15 protein-coding genes are annotated in these 18911 nt (G+C 75.4%); 7 read left to right on the top strand and 8 right to left on the bottom strand.

Going from position 1 to position 18911, the window contains the following annotated elements; all coding sequences use genetic code 11:
- Positions 1–281: 281 nt before the first annotated feature.
- The 4 genes from ABD358_RS27320 to ABD358_RS27305 are packed head-to-tail and all read left to right on the top strand — an operon-like array spanning position 282 to position 4108.
- Complete coding sequence (locus tag ABD358_RS27320) at positions 282–914, top strand: helix-turn-helix domain-containing protein (protein WP_344633840.1); 633 nt, start codon at positions 282–284, stop codon at positions 912–914.
- Entirely contained in the window at positions 911–1468 is a 558-nt protein-coding gene (locus ABD358_RS27315) for a toxin-antitoxin system, toxin component (protein ID WP_344633839.1), read from the top strand. Before ABD358_RS27320 ends, ABD358_RS27315 begins: the two co-directional genes overlap by 4 nt.
- Position 1469: 1 nt before the next feature.
- Entirely contained in the window at positions 1470–2675 is a 1206-nt protein-coding gene (locus ABD358_RS27310) for a DUF6545 domain-containing protein (protein WP_344633838.1), read from the top strand.
- Complete coding sequence (locus ABD358_RS27305; protein WP_344633837.1) at positions 2675–4108, top strand: NAD(P)/FAD-dependent oxidoreductase; 1434 nt, start codon at positions 2675–2677, stop codon at positions 4106–4108. The genes ABD358_RS27310 and ABD358_RS27305 overlap by 1 nt, the downstream gene beginning before the upstream one ends.
- A 46-nt stretch (positions 4109–4154) precedes the next feature.
- On the opposite strand, the gene ABD358_RS27300 is transcribed toward ABD358_RS27305, so the two are convergent.
- Positions 4155–5339 (bottom strand): DUF418 domain-containing protein, encoded by a 1185-nt coding sequence (locus tag ABD358_RS27300; RefSeq protein WP_344633836.1) that lies wholly within the window; start codon positions 5337–5339, stop codon positions 4155–4157.
- A gap of 375 nt (positions 5340–5714) precedes the next feature.
- Here ABD358_RS27300 and ABD358_RS27295 point away from each other — a divergent pair, with 375 nt between their 5' ends.
- Complete coding sequence (locus ABD358_RS27295) at positions 5715–7913, top strand: sensor histidine kinase (RefSeq protein WP_344633835.1); 2199 nt, start codon at positions 5715–5717, stop codon at positions 7911–7913.
- A gap of 21 nt (positions 7914–7934) precedes the next feature.
- On the opposite strand, the gene ABD358_RS27290 is transcribed toward ABD358_RS27295, so the two are convergent.
- Positions 7935–8669, bottom strand: coding sequence for an SCO4225 family membrane protein (locus ABD358_RS27290; protein WP_344633834.1), 735 nt, complete (start codon positions 8667–8669; stop codon positions 7935–7937).
- 313 nt (positions 8670–8982) lie between these two features.
- On the opposite strand from ABD358_RS27290, the gene ABD358_RS27285 reads away from it, so the two are divergent.
- Positions 8983–9312 carry an SCO4225 family membrane protein gene (locus tag ABD358_RS27285; RefSeq protein WP_344633833.1) on the top strand — a complete coding sequence of 110 codons (330 nt, stop codon included), beginning with the start codon at positions 8983–8985 and terminating at the stop codon, positions 9310–9312.
- A 142-nt stretch (positions 9313–9454) separates the two neighbouring features.
- Here the strand turns inward: ABD358_RS27285 and ABD358_RS27280 are convergent, their stop codons facing one another.
- Positions 9455–10237 (bottom strand): TIGR03943 family putative permease subunit, encoded by a 783-nt coding sequence (locus ABD358_RS27280; RefSeq protein WP_344633832.1) that lies wholly within the window; start codon positions 10235–10237, stop codon positions 9455–9457.
- Complete coding sequence (locus ABD358_RS27275; RefSeq protein ID WP_425576439.1) at positions 10234–11172, bottom strand: permease; 939 nt, start codon at positions 11170–11172, stop codon at positions 10234–10236. The genes ABD358_RS27280 and ABD358_RS27275 overlap by 4 nt, the downstream gene beginning before the upstream one ends.
- Positions 11173–11527: 355 nt before the next feature.
- Here ABD358_RS27275 and ABD358_RS27270 point away from each other — a divergent pair, with 355 nt between their 5' ends.
- Positions 11528–12838, top strand: a complete 1311-nt coding sequence (locus ABD358_RS27270; RefSeq protein ID WP_344633830.1) for a polysaccharide deacetylase family protein — start codon at positions 11528–11530, stop codon at positions 12836–12838.
- 52 nt (positions 12839–12890) lie between these two features.
- Here ABD358_RS27270 and ABD358_RS27265 read toward each other — a convergent pair whose 3' ends face one another.
- The 4 genes from ABD358_RS27265 to ABD358_RS27250 form a co-directional block, all read right to left on the bottom strand.
- Positions 12891–14993, bottom strand: a complete 2103-nt coding sequence (locus ABD358_RS27265; RefSeq protein WP_344633829.1) for a transglycosylase domain-containing protein — start codon at positions 14991–14993, stop codon at positions 12891–12893.
- A 742-nt stretch (positions 14994–15735) separates the two neighbouring features.
- Positions 15736–16902, bottom strand: a complete 1167-nt coding sequence (locus tag ABD358_RS27260; RefSeq protein ID WP_344633828.1) for an NAD(P)/FAD-dependent oxidoreductase — start codon at positions 16900–16902, stop codon at positions 15736–15738.
- Positions 16902–17738 carry a UbiA family prenyltransferase gene (locus ABD358_RS27255; protein ID WP_344633827.1) on the bottom strand — a complete coding sequence of 279 codons (837 nt, stop codon included), beginning with the start codon at positions 17736–17738 and terminating at the stop codon, positions 16902–16904. The genes ABD358_RS27260 and ABD358_RS27255 overlap by 1 nt, the downstream gene beginning before the upstream one ends.
- Positions 17735–18799: an NAD-dependent epimerase/dehydratase family protein gene (locus ABD358_RS27250; RefSeq protein ID WP_344633826.1), complete on the bottom strand. Its 1065-nt coding sequence runs from the start codon at positions 18797–18799 to the stop codon at positions 17735–17737. Before ABD358_RS27250 ends, ABD358_RS27255 begins: the two co-directional genes overlap by 4 nt.
- Between the last annotated feature and the right edge of the window lie 112 nt (positions 18800–18911).

The raw sequence follows: 18911 nt of genomic DNA, 5'->3' as shown, positions 1-18911 counted from the left end.
ATCGGGACGAAGGCGTCGGGGGCGCGGTCGCGGTCGGCGGTTCCGCGGGGGAGCGGGGCGCGGCCGGCGGGATCCGCGGTGCGGCGCGTTCGTCCGGTCGGGTGCCGCCGGGGGCCGGCGCGTCTCGAGAGGTTCCGGGTCCGGCGGCGGGCGGAGGCCGCCGGCGGCGCCATCGCGGGCCGGGGGCTCCCCAGGGCCAACGATCGTTGCGATCCGGGAAACGATCGTTTCACCCGGGTGGCCCTGACCGTGTGTCAGGAAGTAGTCTCGGCCGGTAGTCCATGACGACAGGCTGGAGCGCACCGGTGACCGGGACCGACCCCCATGACTCCCTGCGCGTCCTCCTCGGACGCCTGGACGAGCTTCTGGAGGACAGGGGGCTCGCCCGTGAGGACGTCCTGAAACCGGACGAGCTGTCGGCCGCCACCGGTCTGACCGCGCGCGAGGTCCGCGCCCTCCTCGGGGGCAGGAGGCCGCGGGAGCCCGAGACGGAGGAGAGCATCCGCAACCGGGTGGCGTTCCTGTACGCCAGGCGCCATGGGGGCGAGGACGGGAAGAAGGCCTCGATCACCGGTGAGGTGGCGGCCCGGCTGGGCGTGTCCAGGGTCTGGGCCCGCCAGTTGCTGCACGGCGAGAAGTGTCCCAACGTGCGGCACCTCAAGGCGCTGTCGACGTACTTCGGGGTTCCGGTGGCGTTCTTCACCGATTCCGCCGCCGACGCCCTGGCGCGGGAGCTCGGCCCGGTCCTCGGCGAGCTGGAGAGCGACCCCCTGGCCGAGCTCATGGAGGAGTTCGGCATCCGGGAGGTCCACGCCCGCGCCGGCGGGTCCCTCCTCACCCGGCGTCAGAGGGAGCGTCTCGCCGCCATCATCCGTTTCCATCTCGCTCTCGACGGGGAGGGGCCGCGGCCGTGAACGCGTCCTGGAGCACGAGGCGGGCGGCGAGGCGACTCGCCGGCGCCGTCACCGCCCAGCTCGGCGGGCCGGTGCCCTCCCGGCGGCTGTGCGAGGAGATGTGCCGCGCCATGAGCCGGATGCGCGGCGGGCGGCCCGTCGACCTGAGGTTCGTCGACTTCCCTCCCGGCACGATCACCGGACTGGCGCTGGTCCGCGAGGAGGGCGATCTGGTTCTCGTGGAGCGCCGCACGACCGGCGTGCAGCAGGTGGTCGCCGTGGGGCACGAGCTGCGGCACCTGACGCAGGACGGCCACGGCCGCTGCGCGGACGGCGCCGCCGTCTCCGCCCGGCTGCTGGGCGAGGCCGGCGACGTGGCGGACGTCCTGGACGAGGTGCTGCGCGCGATGGCGCGCGACCATGCCCCCAACGCCCTCGAGGACGATGCCGAGCTCTTCGGCAGGACCGTGGGCGGCCTGCTCCTGCCGTACGTGGCCGACGCCGTCCGGCGCTCCGGTTCCGGCCCGCGCGACGGGCTCCTGGAACGGATACGGACCTCCCTCGGGCCGAGGTGAGATGGACTCCCACGAGGACCTCATCGACTACCGCGTACCGGCCGTCTTCCTGGCCGTCGCCCTGGCCGCGAGGCTCCTCGCCAGGGCGGGGCTGTGGACGAACCCACTGCGGACGAGGCTGTGGACCGACCCTCTGCTGCGGGCGGTCGTCGGCCTGCTGGTGCTGGCCGTCGCGGTGTGCGTGTTCGTGACGCCGGAGATGATCGTCCGGGTCAATGCCGTCACCGGTGTGCCGAACCTGGCGGCGCCGTGGGTCTACACCCTTCTCGCCCTGTTCTCCTTCTCCTGCCTGCTGCTGATCATCGCGTGGCAGCGCGGCATGGAGAAGGCCCGGCGCGCGCTGTGGTGGACGACCGCCGCCTACGCGGCGGTCACCGTCGCGCTGTGGGTGCTGTTCGCGGCCGCGGACACCCCCGTGGAGCGGGTGCGGGACTTCGACACCTACTACGCCACCACCCCGTACGCCCGCGAGCTGATCGTCCTGTACCTGCTGGCCCACGCGGCGGCCGGCACGGTGACCTCCTGCCTGATCTGGGGCTGGCTGGCCTCCCGGAAGTACGAGGTGAGGGGCTGGCTCCTGAGCGGGCTGCTCCTGCTGGGCACCGGCTACGTGGCCAACCTGGTCTTCGACGGGCTCAAGCTGGCCGCGGTCGTGGCCCGCTGGACCGGGCACGACCTGGACCGGCTCAGCACCGAGGCCGCCCCGGTCTCCGGCGCGCTCAGCGCCATCCTCGTCGGCCTGGGTTTCCTCCTCCCCCACGTGGGCGAGGACCTCCAGGGCCGCTGGGCGGCCAGAACCGCCTGCCGGCGGCTGGAGCCGCTGTACCGGCTGCTGGACGGGGCCGGCGCGCTCACCGGCTTCTCCGCCACGCGCCGGGCGAGCGCCTACCTCGCCCTGGCCGACCGGGACACCAGCATCCGCGACGGCATCCTGAGGCTGGAGCCCTATCTCGACCAGGGCCTGTGGGACAGGGCCCACGAGGAGGCCCTGCGCCGGGGCGCCGCGGCCGGGGAGGCCGCCGGCATCGCCGGCGCGGTGACCATCACCGCGGCCCTCGGCACCCGTACGGCCCTCCCCGGCCGCGACACCGACTCGTCCCCCGTGGACCTGCTCGGCGACATCCACGCCATCTCGGCGGCCCTCGACCACCCCCTCACCGCGACGGTCCACCGGAACGCGGCCAGGACAGGAAGCACCGACGCCTGATGCAGCACTCCCCCGTCTCCCGGCATCCGAGATCCGCGATAGTCCTCGGCGGCGGCCTGGCCGGTTTCCTCGCGGCCGGCGCCCTGGCGAGGCACGCGGACGTCACGATCGTCGAGAGGGACCTCCTGCCCGAGGGTCCCGAGCCCCGCAAGGGGCTGCCGCAGGCGCGGCACGTCCACCTCCTGTGGGCCGGCGGCGCCCTCGCCATCGAGGAACTGCTTCCGGGGACCCTCGGCGCGCTGAGGGCCCAGGGGGGCCACTACCTGCCGCTCCCCCGGGACATGGTCGCCCTCAGTCCGCGGGGGTGGTTCCGCCGCTGGCCGCCCCTGCACCACATGATGCTGTGCAGCCGCGATCTGCTGGACGCCACGGTCCGGCGGCAGGTCCTCACCGCGTACGGGGATTCCGTCACCGTCCTGGAGGGCACCACGGCCCTCGGTCTGCTCGGCGGCGGCGCCGGCGTCACCGGCGTCCGCACCGTCAGGGACGGGGTCGAGGAGGAGCACCGGGCGGACCTGGTCGTCGACGCCACCGGGCGCGGTTCGCGCGCCACCGTCTGGCTCCGGGAGCTGGGCTTTCCGGAGCCGCCCCGGCGGGAGATCGACACCGGGCTCGTCTACGCCACCCGGATGTTCGAGGCCCCCGAGGGCGCCGGGGAGGGGTTTCCGGTGGTCAACGTCCAGGCCGACCCGCGGCAGGGGGGTCCCGGCCGGGGCGGCACGCTCGTCCCCGTGGAGGGCGGACGCTGGATGGTCACCCTCTCCGGGACCCGGGGCGGGAACCCCACCGCCGACAACGAGGCGTTCCGGCCGTTCGCCCTGCGCCTGCGGCACCCCGTCATCGGCGAGCTGATCGCCGGCGCGAGGCCCCTGGGCGACGTGGTCCTCACCCGCACCACCGCCAGCCGCCGCGTCTACCACGAGCGGGCCCGGCGCCGGCCCGACGGGTTCGCCGTCCTGGGCGACGCCCTGGCCACCTACAACCCCGTGTACGGACACGGCATGTCCGTCGCGGCCCAGAGCGCCGTGGCCCTCCGCGACACGGTGGCGCGCCACGGCTGGGGGCCCGGTCTGGCCCGGCGCGTCCAGCGGTCCGTGGCCCGGTGCGTGCGTCCGGCCTGGGACCTGGCCGTCGGGCAGGACGTCTTCTACCCGGGAGCGGTGCCGGAGGGGCCCACCCTGCGGGACAGGGCGGTGGCCGCCTATGTCGACCGGCTCATGTTCGCCTCCACCGGCACCGTCGAGGTGGCCCACGCGGTCACCCGCGTCACCTCTCTCCTGCGGGGCTCCCACACCCTCCTCGCCCCCCGTGTCCTCCTCGCCGCGCTGCGCGGCCCCCGGCTGCCCCAGCTCGGCGGCCCGCCCCTCACGGTCGAGGAACTGGCCGCCGCCGGGGTGTCCCGGGCGGCGGCCGGAGCAGCGGACCGGCGGTGACGCCGCACCGGCCCGGCGCTCCCGGCGACCGGGCCGGTGCGGCGCCTCAGCGGCGCAGTGCCCACTTCTGGAACGCCTCCAGCGGCCCTGCCGGGAACCTCCGCAGCCACTGCGTGGAGCCCGCCATCAGGACCGCGCACACCGCCGCCCACAGCCCCATCACCCACCACGGCCGCCACGTGTCGCCGAGCCGTTCCGCCAGGCCCAGTCCGATGCCGTACGCGGCGAGCATGCACAGCACGTTCTGGAGGACGTACCCGGACAGCGCCGTCCGGCCGACGGAGGTGAGCCCCGTCATCAGCGGGCCCGGCCGCCGTACCCGGTCCACCAGCGCGCCGACGAGCCCGATGTACCCGACCGCCAGCAGCGGAGCGGCGCCGTACCGGCTCAGCAGGAAGAGGTCCTGACCGCCCAGTTCCGCCGCCACGTTGAGCGGCAGCCCCAGGCCCAGCCCCCAGACCAGCATGCGGGACCGCAGCCGGCGTCCCGTGGCGTCCGCGCCGAACGCCCCCGCCCGGAACATCCGTACGCCCAGCAGGAAGAGGAACACCAGCAGGAAGAAGGTCAGCACCGGCTCCATCCGCAGCGCGACCGCGTTCTCCAGCCGGAAGGCGATCTGGTCCGTGTAGCCGCCGTGCGCGTACAGGTCGACGACCTCCGGGGAGACCGTTCCGCCGCCCTTCCCGTCGTCCAGGACCAGCGCCGCCGTCAGCAGGCCGATCACCGTCAGGTGCGCTCCCGCGGCCCACCACATCACCCGGCGCCGCGCCCGCTCGGAGCGGGTCAGCAGCCAGGCCACGAGCAGCGCGGTGACCGCGTACCCCATCAGCACGTCCCAGGCGAAGACCAGCACGAAGTGCAGCGTGCCCTCGCCGAACAGGAACAGCGCCCGCCACCGGTAGCGGCCCGGCCACGGCTGCCCGCGCCGCGCCGCCGAGCCGTACTGGATGGCCAGCCCGACTCCGAACAGGATCGTCAGCAGTGCCAGGAACTTGCCGTTGGCGAGCAGGACGAACACGCTCTCGGCGGCCTCGGGGACCGATCCGAAGGAGGCCCCGGCCTTGCCGGACTCCAGGACTCCCCACTCGGCGCCCGGGGCGGTGAAGATCCACACGTTGGTCATGAGCGTGCCGAGGATGGCCGTCCCGCGCAGTACGTCGAGCAGGACGAGTCGTCGTCCGGTGGGCGGGGACACCGGTGCCCGCGGGGTCTGTGTGCCTGTCTGCGTCATGCTCCCATCGTCACGTCGGCGCCGGGCGGAATCCTCGTGAGCGGGAGCGAGATCGCCGTACGCCGAAGGATGCAGCGGCCGGTGCGGCCACTTCCCTCCTGCGGCGGACACCGCGGGCCGCCCGGCGGCCGGGCCCCGTCCCGGGGCCCCGCGTCACCCGCCGTAGGATCGGACCGGCGACGTCGAAGCCCTGTCCTGCCGCGCGGGTGCCTGCCGCGCGGACATGCCCGGTGTCCGCGGCGCGAGGCCCGGGCCGATCGGCATCCGCCGGTGCAAAGGTGAACCCGCGGCTCCCCGCCGCCGTCGTACAAGCCGGGGAAATCCCCACCCTCCCCACACTCCCTGTGCATTCGACAGGCCACACCCCGGACGGACATGAGCGAACGTGACACCAGGCGGGTGCGGACGGCGGCGCCGTCCGCACCCGGCGAACCGGCCGAGATCCCCTGCGACGAACCGCTCCCGGCCGCCACCGCCGCCAGGCGCTTCCGCCTCGACAGCGCCTCCAGGGTGGAGGGGGCGGAGGAGCCGCACACCGCACGGGCCGGGGGGCCGCGGCCGGTGCGGCCGGGGGCCGCCGTGCGGTCCCCGGCCGCCCGCGACTGGCTGCCGCCGGCGGCGCTGGCCGCCGCGCAGCTGCTGTGGTGGCCGCTGGACGCGCTGCGGCACCCCGGGGCGGCCGGTCCCGTTCCGGTGGGCGCGGGGCTGCTGGCCATGGCGCTGGCGGTGGTCCTGCTGGCCTGGCGGCGGCGGGCGCCGGTCCACGTGCTGGCCGGGGTCACCGCCGTGGCGGCCGTCGCGCCGACCGTGTCCTTTCCCGGCGCGCTGGACGTGTTCGCCGGCGCCGGGACGGCCGTCGCCCTGTACGCGGTGGCGGTGCGGCACGACGCGACCACCACCGTGATCACCGGGCTGACCCAGCTGTGCTGGCAACTGGCGTGGATCGCCGGTCTGCACGGCACCGGCGGGGGCCACGGCTTCCTGCTGATCGTGGTGCCGCAGCTGGCCGCTCTCGGCGCCGGGCTGAGCCGGCGCCGTCATCTGGTGGCGCGGCGCGCCGCCGCGGCGCGGCTGGCCGAGGCCGAGCAGGCCCGGCTGCGGGCGGCCGACGACGAGCGCCACCGGCTGGCCCGCGAGCTGCACGACGTCGGCGCCCACCACCTGACCTCGGTGGTGGTCTCGGCGGAGGCGGCGCGGCGGCTCGGCGGCTCCCGGCCCGAACTGGCCGCCGAGGCGCTGCGGAGCGCGGCCGACGACGGCCGTGCGACGCTGTCGGCGCTGCGCGAGCTGGTGGCGGTGATGGACACCCTCCGGCGGGAGCCGTCGCGGGTGTGGCAGCGCAGGATCGAGGAGCTGGCCGCCGGTTTCGCCAGGCTGGGCAGGCCGGTGCGGGTGGAGCTGTCGGCGGACCTGCCGGGGCCGTTGGGCGAGACGGTCTTCGGTGTCGTGCGCGAGGCGCTGACGAACACGCTGCGCCACGCGCCCGGCAGCGATGTCCGGGTCGGGGTGCGTCACCGCCGGGGCGTGCTGGAGGTGGTCGTCGACAACAGCGCTCCCGAGGGGGGCGACGGCGGCGCGGTGCGCGGTCTGGGGTCCGGACGCGGTCTGGCGGGGATGCGCCGGCGTGCGGAGGCGGTCGGCGGCCGCCTGGAGGCCGGGCCGCGGCCCGGCGGCGGGTGGCGGGTGCGTGCCGAGCTGCCCGCCCCCGGTGCGCCCGCGCCGGGCCGCCGGCGTCTGCGTCCCCCCGCCGGCCGGCGGGTGGCGCAGGTGGCCGTCGCGCTGATGGTCTTCTTCAACCCGCTGGTGCCCGCGATGACGAGCGATCCGGTGGAGGGGGACCCCTACGGTCCGCAGGCCGACACGCTGTACCTGCTGCTGCTGTCCGTGCACGCCCTGCCGCTGCTGTGGCGGCGGCGCGCTCCGCTGGCCGCGCTGGCGGCCGCCCTGGCGTCGGCGCTGCTGTGGCCGGCCGCCGCCCTCCACGGGACGCTGCCCGCGCCGCTGCTGCCCGCGCTGTGGGCGGGCGCGGCGGTGGAGGCCGTGCTGGTGTACACCGTGGCGGCCCACGGGCGGCACGGCCGGCGGGCGCGGTGGGCCGTACCGGCGGCCGGCTGCGTCCTGGGCCCGGTGGTCGGCGCGACCGCGGCCGCCGGGGAAATGCTGCCGGACCGGTCCGGGCCGGTGGCGTACCTGCTGCTGACCGCGGTGGCGGCGGCGGGCGCCACCGCGGTGTTCGCATCGGTCTGGTGGACGGGGGGCGCCGCGCGCCGCCGCCGGTCCCGTACCGCGGCCCGGGAGCGGGCGGAGACCGCGGCGGCGCTGCGGGATGCGGCCCGGGCGGCGCGGGCCCAGCGGGAGCACATCGCCACCGGGTTGCGCGAGGCCGTCATGGAGCGGGCGGACCGGGTGGTGCGCCACGCCGAGGAGGGACGGCTGGAGGACGTGGCGGCCGAGGCCCGCGCGGCGCTGGCCGCCATGCGGGAGCTGCTGGCCACCCTGCACGAGCCGGACGGGGGCGGTGCGGACCGGGACGCCGGGGCCGCGGCGCGGGAGGCGCGGGCCGCACGGCGGTGAACGGCGGACGGCGGCGCGGCGTCATCGGGCCCCGATGGTGCTCCGGGACCGCCCCGCCGCCCGCACGCACCAGTTGAGCACGGCGGCGTTGACCAGCGCGGAGACCGCGCAGGCCGACAGGTGGAAGGCCATGCCCTCCAGCGGCAGCACGAGCATGAGCAGCATGCTCGCCGGGGCCGTGGCCAGGACGGGGAGGACCCCGGCGAACGAGGCGTCCTCGTGCTGGACGAAGGCCGTGTCGAAGGCCACCCACAGCAGCAGGGCGGCGCACAGCGCGAGGTAGCCGCGTGCCGTCCACGTCCCGGCCACCGCCGTCGTGATCCGCCGTACGACGTTCATGCGCCCTCCCGCACCGCCCGCTCCCCCGCTCGTCGCGGTGCCGTACAGGCTACCGGGGCCGTACGGCCCCTCCCGCCGCGCCGGGAGGCGGGCGGGAGGCGGCCGTGCGGGACGGCTCGGTTCCGCGGAAGGCCCCGGTCCCGCGGGAGGCCCCGGTCCCGCGCGGGACGCCCCGCAGGCGGGCCGCCGCAGCGCGGTCAGCGGCCCGCGGGCGGTGTGCGCCGCGAGTCTCCGGGCGCCCTCCGCCGGCTCCGGCCCGTCCCCGCCCGTCCGCCCCGCTGTGTCGGCGCTCACCACGGCCGCGACGACCGCGACGAGCCGGTGGGCGTACAGGTCGCACCACTCCCCGACCAGCCGTCCGTACGCGGCCCGCAGCGTCCGCCGCGCGGCGGGGGTGTTCTCTCCGGTGCCGGCCACGAGCCCATGGGGGGGCGGGGCGGCTGGCCCTCCGCCGGTACGGGAGGCCTCTAACCCTGGGTGGAGAGGTCTTTCGTGCCGTCGGCCGAGGAAAGGGGCGGGGGCAGACGTGATGCTTGGGGCATGACGTTTCCGCGGCCCACCGGGGCATCCCCACACCGCCGGCGCCGCCCGGCGTCCCGGGTCCGGAGCGGCACGGCGACTCCGGAAGACGACGAACCGACACATCGGCACATCGGCACATCGGCACGAGAGCACGGCCGCACAGCGGTGCGGCAGCGGAACGACACGGGAACACGAGAGGCAGACGGACATGAACGACAACAAGCCCGGATCCCTGCGGCGGATCGCCGACGGCGTCGCGGACAACTGGATCGCCCGGGGGTATCTGGCGCTGTGCGCCGCCCTGCTGCTGTGGGTGGCCTTCGACACGGCCTTCGTCCAGCACGAGGACGCCTCGCTCGCGGGGGTCTGGCCGGTGGTGGCCACCTTCCCGGCCGGGTTGGCCGTCCTCGCCGGCCCCGAGGAAGGGGCGGCCGCGGTGGCGTCCTACTTCGTACTGGTCCCGGCGGCCGCGGTGGTCAACGCCTGGCTGCTGAGCGCGGTGCTGCGCCGGTGGCGCGGCCGGACCGTCCACGCCTGACCCCTCCTCGCCGGCGGGCCGGATCCGGTCCGGCCCGGTGCCCGGGAAAGGGTCTCCGGGGAACCCCGGATCCCCGAGGGGGACGGCTCCGTGGCGGTCCGCGGCACGCGCGCCCCGGGTGGGCGCGTGCCGCGGCGGCGTCTCACCTCGTGGACGGCGGCGGGAGGGCGTCCGTGTGGGCGTTCGCCGGCCGGGGGACCTCCTCGACGGTCCGGGCGTCGAGCGCGACCGCCGCGGACCGCGTGCCCAGGATCCCTCCGGGGTGCCAGGTCCCCGTCACGGACACCCAGGTGTTGGCGGGCGGGGCCGGAGCGCCGTGGATCCGCACCTTGACGGACCGGGCGTCCGCCGCGCAGCACGTGAAGACGATCCGCGTCAGGTGCCAGCCCCCGCCGCCCTCGTCGGGCGTGACGAAGCCGGTCATCCGGACACTGCGTCCCCTGACGGCCTGTCCGCGGTCCTGCCGGACGCGGAGGGTGAATTCGGTGAGGGTCATCGGGACCGGCGAGGCCGCGGGCAGCGGACCGAAGTCCATTCCTTCCGCCGCGGTCCCGGAGTCGCCGGAGGTCTCGGGGGTCTCGCGGGAGGCGGTGTACGAGCCGAGCGCCGGCGGGGCGTGGAGGAGCAGGCTCAGCGCGGGGAGGAGGAGCAGCCAGGCGACGCGGGGCACGGTGGAGTGGTCGTGGCCGTGGCCGTCGTGGTCCTCGTGTCCGCCCTGTCCGGTGCTTTCCTCCGGCCTCCCCGGCCTTCTCCGGTACGACAGCGCCTCCGCCGCTCCCAGCAGGAGCAGGAGCGCTCCCGACGCGATCAGCGCCGGGCGCATCCCCTCCTTGACGTACCTGAGGTACAGGTCGGTGAGGAGCGAGGCGTGCAGCAGTCCGAGGCCGCTGAGGAGGAGCAGGATCGCCGGGAAGGGTCGTCTCACAGCAGTACTCCTCCGATCAGCACGCTGCACAGGACCGCCACGACCACCGTGGCGGCGGAGAAGCGGATCGCGAAGGCCCGGCCGAACGTGCCCGCCTGGAGGGCGAACAGCTTCAGGTCGACCATCGGTCCGACCACCATGAACGTCAGCCTCGCCAGGGGCGAGAAGCCGGTGAGCGAGGCCGCGACGAACGCGTCGGCCTCGGAGCACACCGCGAGCACGATCGCGAGGGCGGCCAGGAAGAGCACCGACAGCCAGGGCGAGTCGGAGAACGCCTCGAGAACGCCGCGCGGAACCGCCACGTTGAAGGTGGCCGCCGCCATGGCCCCGAGGACCAGGAAGCCGCCGGCGTGCAGGAAGTCGTGCCGGAAGCCGAGCCGGAACTCCGTCCAGCGGCTGCGTCCCGGCCGGTGCCCGGTGTGCCGTACGGCCGGACGGAGCCACTCCGCCCGGCCCAGGAACAGCCACAGCCAGCCCATCACGGCGGCGGTGGCGAGCGAGGCGAGGAGCCGGGCCAGCACCATGGCGGGGTTTCCGGGGAAGGCGATGGCCGTGGCGGTCAGCACCACCGGGTTGACCGCCGGGGCCGACAGCAGGAACGCGAAGGCGGCGGCCGGGGTGACTCCCCGGCGGATCAGGCTGTCGGCGACCGGCACCGACGCGCACTCGCAGCCCGGCAGGACCACGCCGGCGGCTCCGGCGACCGGAACGGCGAGCGCGGGCCGCTTCGGCAGCAGCCGGCTGAACGTCCTCTCCGGCACGAACGCGTTGATCGCGCCGGAAAGGGCCGTTCCGATCAGCAGGAACGGCATCGCCTGGACGGTGATGGCGAGGCAGACGGTCCGCCAGGCCTGCACGGCCTGCCCGTCCACCCATCCGCCTGCGACGAGGAGCGCCGTACCGGAGACGGCGATCGCTCCCCACAGCAGGAGCATCCACAGCCAGAACCGGTCGCGTACGGGAGCGTCGCCGGTCTCCTCGGCGACCGCCTCCGCCTCCTCGGCCGGCTCTTCCGTCGTCTGCATGTCGGCTCCGGGCGTCGGGTGTCGGGGGCCGGACCGAACATAGCGGATGCCGGGCCCCTGTCCCACCGCCCGCTCCGGCGGCTCCGGGCGACGGCCGGACGGGGTTGAACGACGCGGCGCGCGGCCCCGGTCGGGGACGGCGGCGGACGCGGGATCCGTCGGATCGCATATGGCGCGTCTTCATCCCTTGAAGACCCGGACGACAGATCCTCGTTCTATATTCGATCCTCCATACGTGATGGTTTTGTGAAAGAAGCGCACGCCGATGCCTCGAAGCTCCCGGAGACGTGCTCGACGACGCGCACGCCGTCAAGCCCGTACACGCACCGCTCTGCTGACCGTGTCCGCGCTGGTCCTCGCGTCGATCCTCTTCTCGCTCGGCAGGATCCTGATCGGGGAGGAGAGCTCGGTGGCGAACGACGACGGTTCGAACAACGACCGGGCGGCCGGGGAGCGGGCGAACCGGCACGCGGGAACGGGCCGTTGGAAGGAGGACGAGCCGTGGGACGGCAGGGTGAGGGTCCTGGGCGACGGCTCCACCTCGTACACCGGCCCCCAGCGGGGGCTGCTCGAACCGAAGCGCCTCAAGCCGGGTGAGAAACCGCCGCAGTTCGTGGTGTTCTCCTGGGACGGCGCGCTGGAGGGCGACGACCGCCTCTTCTCGCACTTCCGTCAGGTGGCGAAGGAGAGCGACGCCCGTATGACGTTCTTCCTGACGGGCATCTACCTGCTTCCCTCGGCCAAGAAGGGCCTGTACGACCCGCCGCGGCACGAGCGGGGGGCCGCCGCCATCTCCTACCCGACCGACGAGCACATCAGGACGACCCTGGAGCAGCTCGGCAAGGCGTGGAAGGAGGGCCACGAGATCGGCTCCCACTTCAACGGGCACTTCTGCGGCGAGAAGGGCGGCGGCTCCTGGAGCGTCGAGGAGTGGAAGAGCGAGATCCGGCAGACCTACGACATGGTCAAGAAGTGGAAGACCAACACCGGGTTCACGGACCTGCCTCCACTTCCCTTCGATCCGGACCGCGAGTTCGTCGGCGGGCGCGCGCCGTGCCTGGAAGGGCAGGAGAACCTCATGCGGGCCATCGAGTACTTCGGGTGGCGCTACGACGCCAGTTCCCCGGGGGACTTCCAGATATGGCCGACGAAGAGGAACGGCGTCTGGGACTTCCCGCTCCAGATGCTGCCCTACCCGGGCAAGGAGATACAGGTCCTCTCCATGGACTTCAACTTCCTCTACAACCAGTCCGGCGGGGAGACCGAGGGCGACCCCGCGCGCTACCCCGAGTGGCGGGAGATCACCCGCAAGGCGTACATGAACGGTTTCAACCGCGTCTACCACGGCAGCCGGGCGCCGCTGTTCATCGGCAACCACTTCGAGCAGTGGAACGGCGGCATCTACATGGAGGCCGTAGAGGACGTCATGCGGGAGGTCTGCCCGCGCGAGGACGTGGAGTGCGTGTCCTTCCGGGAGCTGGCCGACTGGCTGGACGCACAGGACCCGGAAGTGCTGGAGCAGCTCCGCTCCCTCGACCCCGGACAGGCCCCGGACTGGAAGGCCGTCGTCAAGTGACGGGGCACGCGCCGGTGTGAGGGCCGCGGCGGCGCGCCCCCCGAGGGCTCCCTCAGGGACGTGCCGCCGCCGTCATGTAGTCCTTCCAGATCATCCCCGGAAGGGGACTGCCGGGCGCCTCGTCCCTGTGTCCGGCGACGCCGTCCAGGGGCAGCAGGTCCAGCTTCCGCAGGTCCATCCGGTACAGCACGACCGCCGTGGCCTCCTTCCCGGTGTACCCGACGAACCAGGCGGCCTTGTTGTCCTCGGTGGTCCCGGTCTTCCCTGCAGGCCGGATCCCGGGCACCCGCGCCTCCCGGCCGGTCCCCTCCTCCATCACTCCCCGGAGGGCATCGGTCACCTGGGCGGACACCTCGGCGGAGAAGGCGCGCCGGGGGCGGTGCCGGGGCAGTTCGACCTCCGATCCGTTGCGGGTGGCGCGGATCACCGAGTACGGCTCCGAGCGCACGCCCCCCGCGGCGAACGTGCCGTACGCCGTCGCCATCCGGATGGCGCTGGGGGTCGAGTTGCCGAGGGCGAGGGCCGGCACCTGCGGCCCGAGGCTGGACGGCAGCAGGCCGGCGGCCGCGGCGTGCCTGCGCACCCGGTCCAGGCCCACGTCCATGCCGAGCTGGAGGAACGTGGAGTTGACGGAGTTCACCATGGCGTCGCGCAGGGAGATGCTCGTCCCCCAGTCCCGTCCGCCGTCGTTCCTGCCCCTCACCACCTTGCCGTTGCGGTCCCAGTAGGGGCCCTCGGGGGTCATCACGGGAGCGTTGTGCTGCCCGTTGTACCGGGTGAGGGGGGTGACCGGGGTGCGGGGGGCGTCCCGTTCGCGCACGACGCCGTCGGTGAGGGCGGAGGCGTACACCAGGGGCGCGAAAGCGGACCCCGCGGGCACGGTGACCGCGTTGGACTCGTTGAACCCCTGTTTGAGGAAGCCCGGTCCGCCGTAGAGGGCGAGGATGCGCCCGTCGGCGGCCACGGTGGCGGCGCCCGTCCGCACGTACCGGTCCGCCTTCCGCCTCTCGGGGTCGAGCTTCCGGCGGGCCTCGCGCACCGCCCTGTCCAGGGCCTCGGTCTTCTCCCTGTCGAAGGTCGTGTAGATCTGGTAGCCGCCGAGGTCGAAGTCCTTCTCGGAGACCTTGCCGTAGCGGATGACGTACGACTTGGCGAGTTCGGCGAGGTAGCCCCGCTGGCCGCCGAGGTCGATGCGGCCGCCGGTGGCCTCCAGGGGGTCGGGGAACTCGGTGTACTTCGCCCGTTCGGCCGGGGTGAGTTTCCCGATCTCGACCATGCGGTCGAGGACCCACTCCCAGCGCTCGACGGCGCGCTCGCGGTTCTCCGGGCCGAGCGTCGGGTCGTACAGTCCCGCGCCCTTCAGCAGGGACGCCAGGAAGGCGGCCTCGCTCACGTCGAGTTCGGAGACCTCCTTGCCGTAGTACGCCTGGGCGGCCCGCTGGATGCCGTAGGTGCCGCGGCCGAACCAGCTGGTGTTGAGGTACCCCTCGAGGATCTCGTCCTTGCTGAGGGTGTTGTCCATCTTCAGGGCCAGCAGCATCTCCTGGAACTTCCGGGAGACCGTCTGGTCCTGGCTCAGGTAGACGTTCTTGACGTACTGCTGGGTGATGGTGGAGCCGCCCTGGGTGTCGCCGCCGCCGACCATCCGCGACAGCGCGCGCAGGATGCCGGAGGGCGAGATGCCGGGGTCGGAGTAGAAGCCGGCGTTCTCGGCGGCGAGCACGGCCCAGCGGACGTCCTCCGGGACCTTCTCCAGCGGCATCTCCTGCCGGCTGACCCATCCGGTCCTGGCCATCTTGGTGCCGTCGGCCCAGTAGAAGACGTTGTCCTGCTGGGTGGCGAAGGAGTTGGGGTTCTCGGGGATGTCCGTCTGCCAGTACGCCACCGCGACCAGGAGGGCGAGCAGTCCGGCACATCCCAGGAAACCGCCCAGGGTCTGCCGCCGGGAGGGGATCCAGCGCCGGTATCCGGTCCGGTCCGGCCGCGGATAGGCGGGCCTCGCGCGCCGCAGCAGGGGCGTCGCGCGCTCCAGCGCCCGCCGCAGCGGCGGCCAGGACGGCAGGGAGCCCCGGGAACGGCGGCGCCGGGCGCGCCGGGCCCCGGTGGCGTGGACCGGCCGCCTGCCATGGGCCGCGGGCTTGCCGCGCTTACCCATGGAGGACCGCCCCGGACGCGGATATCGCGGGCGTCACGGCGTGCTGAACCGCTGTCTGCGGCATCGGCTCCCCTCCCCAAGAGGCACACGAAACCGGGGGCCGTCGCTCCCGGACCCCCCGGCGGCCTCCCAGCCTAAAGTGTGCGGCGGAAGTCCATGGCCCCTGCATTCCGCCTGCCCGGGTGGGGTGTTGGTGATCGGGCGGGTGCCGGGCGGAGGTTCGCGGGGCCGTGGAGCGGTTGTCCGGGCGATCACCGGGAACGGGACGGAAACAGGGAGCGAACGGGACGGGAACGGCCCGGCCCGCTGCGTCCGGTGTCCCCGCGGGGTCCGTCCGGGTCCTCTCCGCTCCGCCCGCCACCGCGCCGGTGCCGTCCCGTCCGGCGTGCGCACCGGACCGGTGGGCGGATCGCCGACCGCGCCGCCGGTGCGCGCCCTCCCGGACGGCCGGGCACTCGAGGGTGTGGACTGCCGGGGCCCCCGGGCACTGCTCGCGGAGGTCCTCCCCGGACGGGCGGCCGTCCAAGGGCAGCCCCCTTCCCCGTTGCCTTCCCGGTTCTCCTCCGCCCTTCCCCCGGAGGTCACCGCCGGCAGCGTGCCGTTCCGCCGCGAGGCGTTCCCGCCGACGGTGCCGGGGGCGGCTGTGCGCGGGCCCCGCTCCGGGCTCCGGGGGCGGGAGGCGGGAGCGCACGACCGTGCGGCCGGACCGGTTGCGGCGCAGGGCGCATGGATGCCGCAGGGCTCATGGGGTCGGCCGGCTCGGGCGGGCGGGCGCGACGAGGGCCCGGCCCAGGCCGAGCACGACGGCGGGGGTGAGCCGGCCCCGGGCGAGGCCGAGCTCCACGAAATCGTCGAAGACGCGCTGGTCGGCGGCCGACGCGCGCAGCGCCGCCCCGACGGCGCGGGGGCTGCGGGCGAGCCGGGCGGCCAGGGCGGTGTGGCGCAGGTGGGGCAGCAGGATCCGGCGGGTGGCGCGGGCGTACCGCTCCCCCGCCCGCTCGGGCCGTCCCTCCCGCAGGGCCGCGGCGGCGGCCCGGCCGGCCGCGATGCCGGTGGCCACGGCGTAGTGGATGCCCTCGCCGCTCAGCGGATTCACCAGGCCGGCGGCGTCGCCCGCCAGCAGCACACGGCCGGCCGGAGGACGCCACCGCGCCGTCGAGAGCGGCAGGTGGTGCCCGACCCAGTCCTCCCCGCCCTCGGCCGCGCCGGGCAGGAGCGCGTCGAGGCGTTCCAGGAGCCGGGCGCGGTTCGGCGCCGGACGGCCCTCGCGGAGGGTTTCGCCGTACCCGACGTTCGCACGGCCGTCGCCGCAGTCGAAGGACCAGGCGTACGACGGCTGGTGCCGGGTGCCGAACTCGATGACCTGCGCGCCGCGCCGCCCGGGTGCGACCGGGGCGTAGCCGCGCAGCGCCAGGGCCGCCGGGCCGCGGGGCCGGCCGAGCGCGCGCCGGACGGCCGAGTGGGCGCCGTCGGCGCCGACGACGACCGCGGCGGGGATCTCGTCGTCCAGGACCACCGCGCCGGCGTGCTGCCGCAGGCCGCGGACCCGGTGCCGGAGGAGCCGGGCGCCGGCGGCGACCGCCGCGTCGACCAGCCGGGCGTCGAGGATCCGGCGCGGCACCACCCACGACGGGCGGGCCGTCCGCCGCTCGGCGGTCAGACCGCCGCGGCCGAGGCGGAGCCGGCCGACCGGGACCCGGTCGTCGACGAGGCCGGTGACGCCCACCCCGGCGAGGAGGTCGAGGACGTGGGGGGCCACCCCGTCGCCGCAGGCCTTGTCCCGCGGGAAGTCCGCCCGGTCCAGGAGGACGACGCGCAGACCCGGGTCGGCGCGCAGCGCGCCCAGGGCGGTGGCGGCGCCGGCCGGTCCGGCCCCGACGACCGCCAGGTCCCAGGGGGTGGCCGCCATCAGCCGACCGCCACGAGCAGTACGACGTCGAGCAGGGCGACGGCCATGGCGGCCCGGAACGGCGTACGGCCGCGGGCGGCCGGTGTGAGCACCGCGAGAACGGCCACCGGCACGAGGGCCGCCCACGCCCACGCCGGGGGGTCCCCGGCGGGACCGAGCACGGCGAGCAGCGAGGCGGCGGACAGCAGCACGGAGGCCAGGACGCGTGAGCGGCGCTCGCCGATCCGGTGCGGCAGGCCGCGGACGCCGGTGCGTTCGTCGTCGGCGAGGTCGGGCAGCGCGTTGAGCAGGTGCGCCCCGACCCCGAGGGCGGCCCCGGCGCCGGTCGTCCACAGGGGCGCCCAGGCCGGGTCGGGGCCGGCGAGGGTGACGGCCGAGGGCAGCGCGCCGAAGGCGGCGGCGTACGGCGCCCAGGACCAGCGGGTCGCCTTGAGGCCGAGGTTGTAGGCGTGGCCCGCGCCGGTGACGAGGACGACGTTGACCAGGGCGCTGCGCGCGCCCGCGAGCGCGGACAGCACCAGGCAGGCGAGCGCGGCCACGGTCAGGGCGCCCACCACCCGGCCGGCCGGAAGGGCCCCGGTGGCCAGCGGCTTGTCGGTGCGGTCGGCGGCACGGTCGCGGGGCAGGTCGCGCAGGTCGTTGCCCCAGCCGATCGTGAGCTGGCCGGTGAGCACCGCCGCGGTGACGACGGCGGCGTCGGGCGGGCGGAGGCCGCCGCGGAGCGCGAGCAGGCTCGCGACGGCGGTGACCGCCAGGGCGGGGCCGCCGTGGGCGGCGGCGAGCAGCGCGAGCACGGGGGACGGGCCGGGGCGCGCCGGGGCCGTGCCGGTGGTCATGGGAGTCGCCGCACCGCGACCGGTCCGCGGCGGACCGCGTCGCCGAGCGCGCCGGTCACCGTGCGGGGGCGCAGCACGGGTGTCCCGTCGGACGCGGCCTCCCTCATGCCCTCGATCACCTCGGCGAGCACCTCCGGGCCGTCCTTGGTGGGGGCCCAGCCGAGTTCGGCGCGGGCTCGGGTCGTGTCCAGCGTCGGGAGCGCGAGGCCCATGTCGAGCCACCCGGTGTCGACCTGCTGGAGGTGTGCGTGCCAGGCGGCCGACATGGCGGCGCGGACCACCGCGGAGGGCACGTGCACCAGGCGGGCGCCGAGCGTGTCCGCGATGACCGCCGCGGTCACGGGCGTGTCGGCGGCGAGGTTGAACGGGCCGCCCGCGCGGCGGCGGAGTACCGCGACGATCGCCTCGGCGACGTCGTCGGTGTGGACCATCGGGATGGTCAGCCTCCGGTCCATCGGCAGGACGGGCAGCAGGCCGAGCGCCCTGGCGGGGACGAGGGCGGGCACGCCGTACCGGAGCAGGGAGCTGCCGGCGGCGCGCCGGCCGACGATCCCCGGCCGGAGGCGGGTGACGAGCGTGCCGGCTCCGGAGGCCTCGTGGCTGTCGAGGAGGCGCTCGGCCGCCGCCTTGTGCCTGCTGTACCGCGAGCTGGGGACGCCCCGGGTGGGCCAGGACTCGTCCACCGGGCGGTCGTCCTTCTTCGGCGCGTAGGCGCCGACCGAGGACATGTGGACCAGGTGCGGGACGCCGGTGACGGTGACGGCCCGGAGCACGCGGCGGGTGCCGCCGATGCCGAGTTCGGCGAGGTAGGCGAGGTTGTGGGAGGGCTGGAAGCCCCACGCCAGGTGGACGACCGCGTCCGCGCCGTCGAACGCCTCGATGAGCGTCTCGTGGCAGGCCCCGGTGCTGAGGTCGGCCGGGCGCCAGTCGACGCCGCGGCTCTCGGGGCCGCTCGGCGGACGCCGGGCCAGGCCGACGAGGTCGTGCGTGCCCTCGGCCCGCAGGCGTCGTACGAGGGCGGAGCCGATGTTCCCGGTCGCCCCGGTGACCACGATGCGCATGCGGGGATCGGTGCCCCGTCGCCCGCGCGCTCACACGGGGCGCTCCGGCATCCGGTGGACGCCGCGGGCGTCCGGTCGGCGTACCGCGCGGCCGCGCGGTACGCCGACCGGA

Origin of the sequence: Streptomyces glaucosporus (assembly GCF_039533345.1) — a bacterium.
Lineage (GTDB): Bacteria > Actinomycetota > Actinomycetes > Streptomycetales > Streptomycetaceae > Streptomyces > Streptomyces glaucosporus.
The sequence above is the reverse complement of the archived record's forward strand: the minus strand, read 5'-3'. Positions and strand labels throughout refer to the sequence as shown.

Excerpts from the sequence above, each read along its gene's own strand:
- ABD358_RS27305 (WP_344633837.1), top strand. The coding sequence starts at position 2,675 with ATGCAGCACTCCCCCGTCTCCCGGCATCCGAGATCCGCGATAGTCCTC.
- ABD358_RS27300 (WP_344633836.1), bottom strand. The coding sequence starts at position 5,339 with ATGACGCAGACAGGCACACAGACCCCGCGGGCACCGGTGTCCCCGCCC.
- ABD358_RS27320 (WP_344633840.1), top strand. The coding sequence starts at position 282 with ATGACGACAGGCTGGAGCGCACCGGTGACCGGGACCGACCCCCATGAC.
- ABD358_RS27260 (WP_344633828.1), bottom strand. The coding sequence starts at position 16,902 with ATGGCGGCCACCCCCTGGGACCTGGCGGTCGTCGGGGCCGGACCGGCC.
- ABD358_RS27255 (WP_344633827.1), bottom strand. The coding sequence starts at position 17,738 with ATGACCACCGGCACGGCCCCGGCGCGCCCCGGCCCGTCCCCCGTGCTC.
- ABD358_RS27310 (WP_344633838.1), top strand. The coding sequence starts at position 1,470 with ATGGACTCCCACGAGGACCTCATCGACTACCGCGTACCGGCCGTCTTC.
- ABD358_RS27275 (WP_425576439.1), bottom strand. The coding sequence starts at position 11,172 with ATGCTCCTGCTGTGGGGAGCGATCGCCGTCTCCGGTACGGCGCTCCTC.
- ABD358_RS27285 (WP_344633833.1), top strand. The coding sequence starts at position 8,983 with ATGAACGACAACAAGCCCGGATCCCTGCGGCGGATCGCCGACGGCGTC.
- ABD358_RS27265 (WP_344633829.1), bottom strand. The coding sequence starts at position 14,993 with ATGGGTAAGCGCGGCAAGCCCGCGGCCCATGGCAGGCGGCCGGTCCAC.
- ABD358_RS27295 (WP_344633835.1), top strand. The coding sequence starts at position 5,715 with ATGAGCGAACGTGACACCAGGCGGGTGCGGACGGCGGCGCCGTCCGCA.
- ABD358_RS27250 (WP_344633826.1), bottom strand. The coding sequence starts at position 18,799 with ATGCGCATCGTGGTCACCGGGGCGACCGGGAACATCGGCTCCGCCCTC.
- ABD358_RS27270 (WP_344633830.1), top strand. The coding sequence starts at position 11,528 with ATGCCTCGAAGCTCCCGGAGACGTGCTCGACGACGCGCACGCCGTCAA.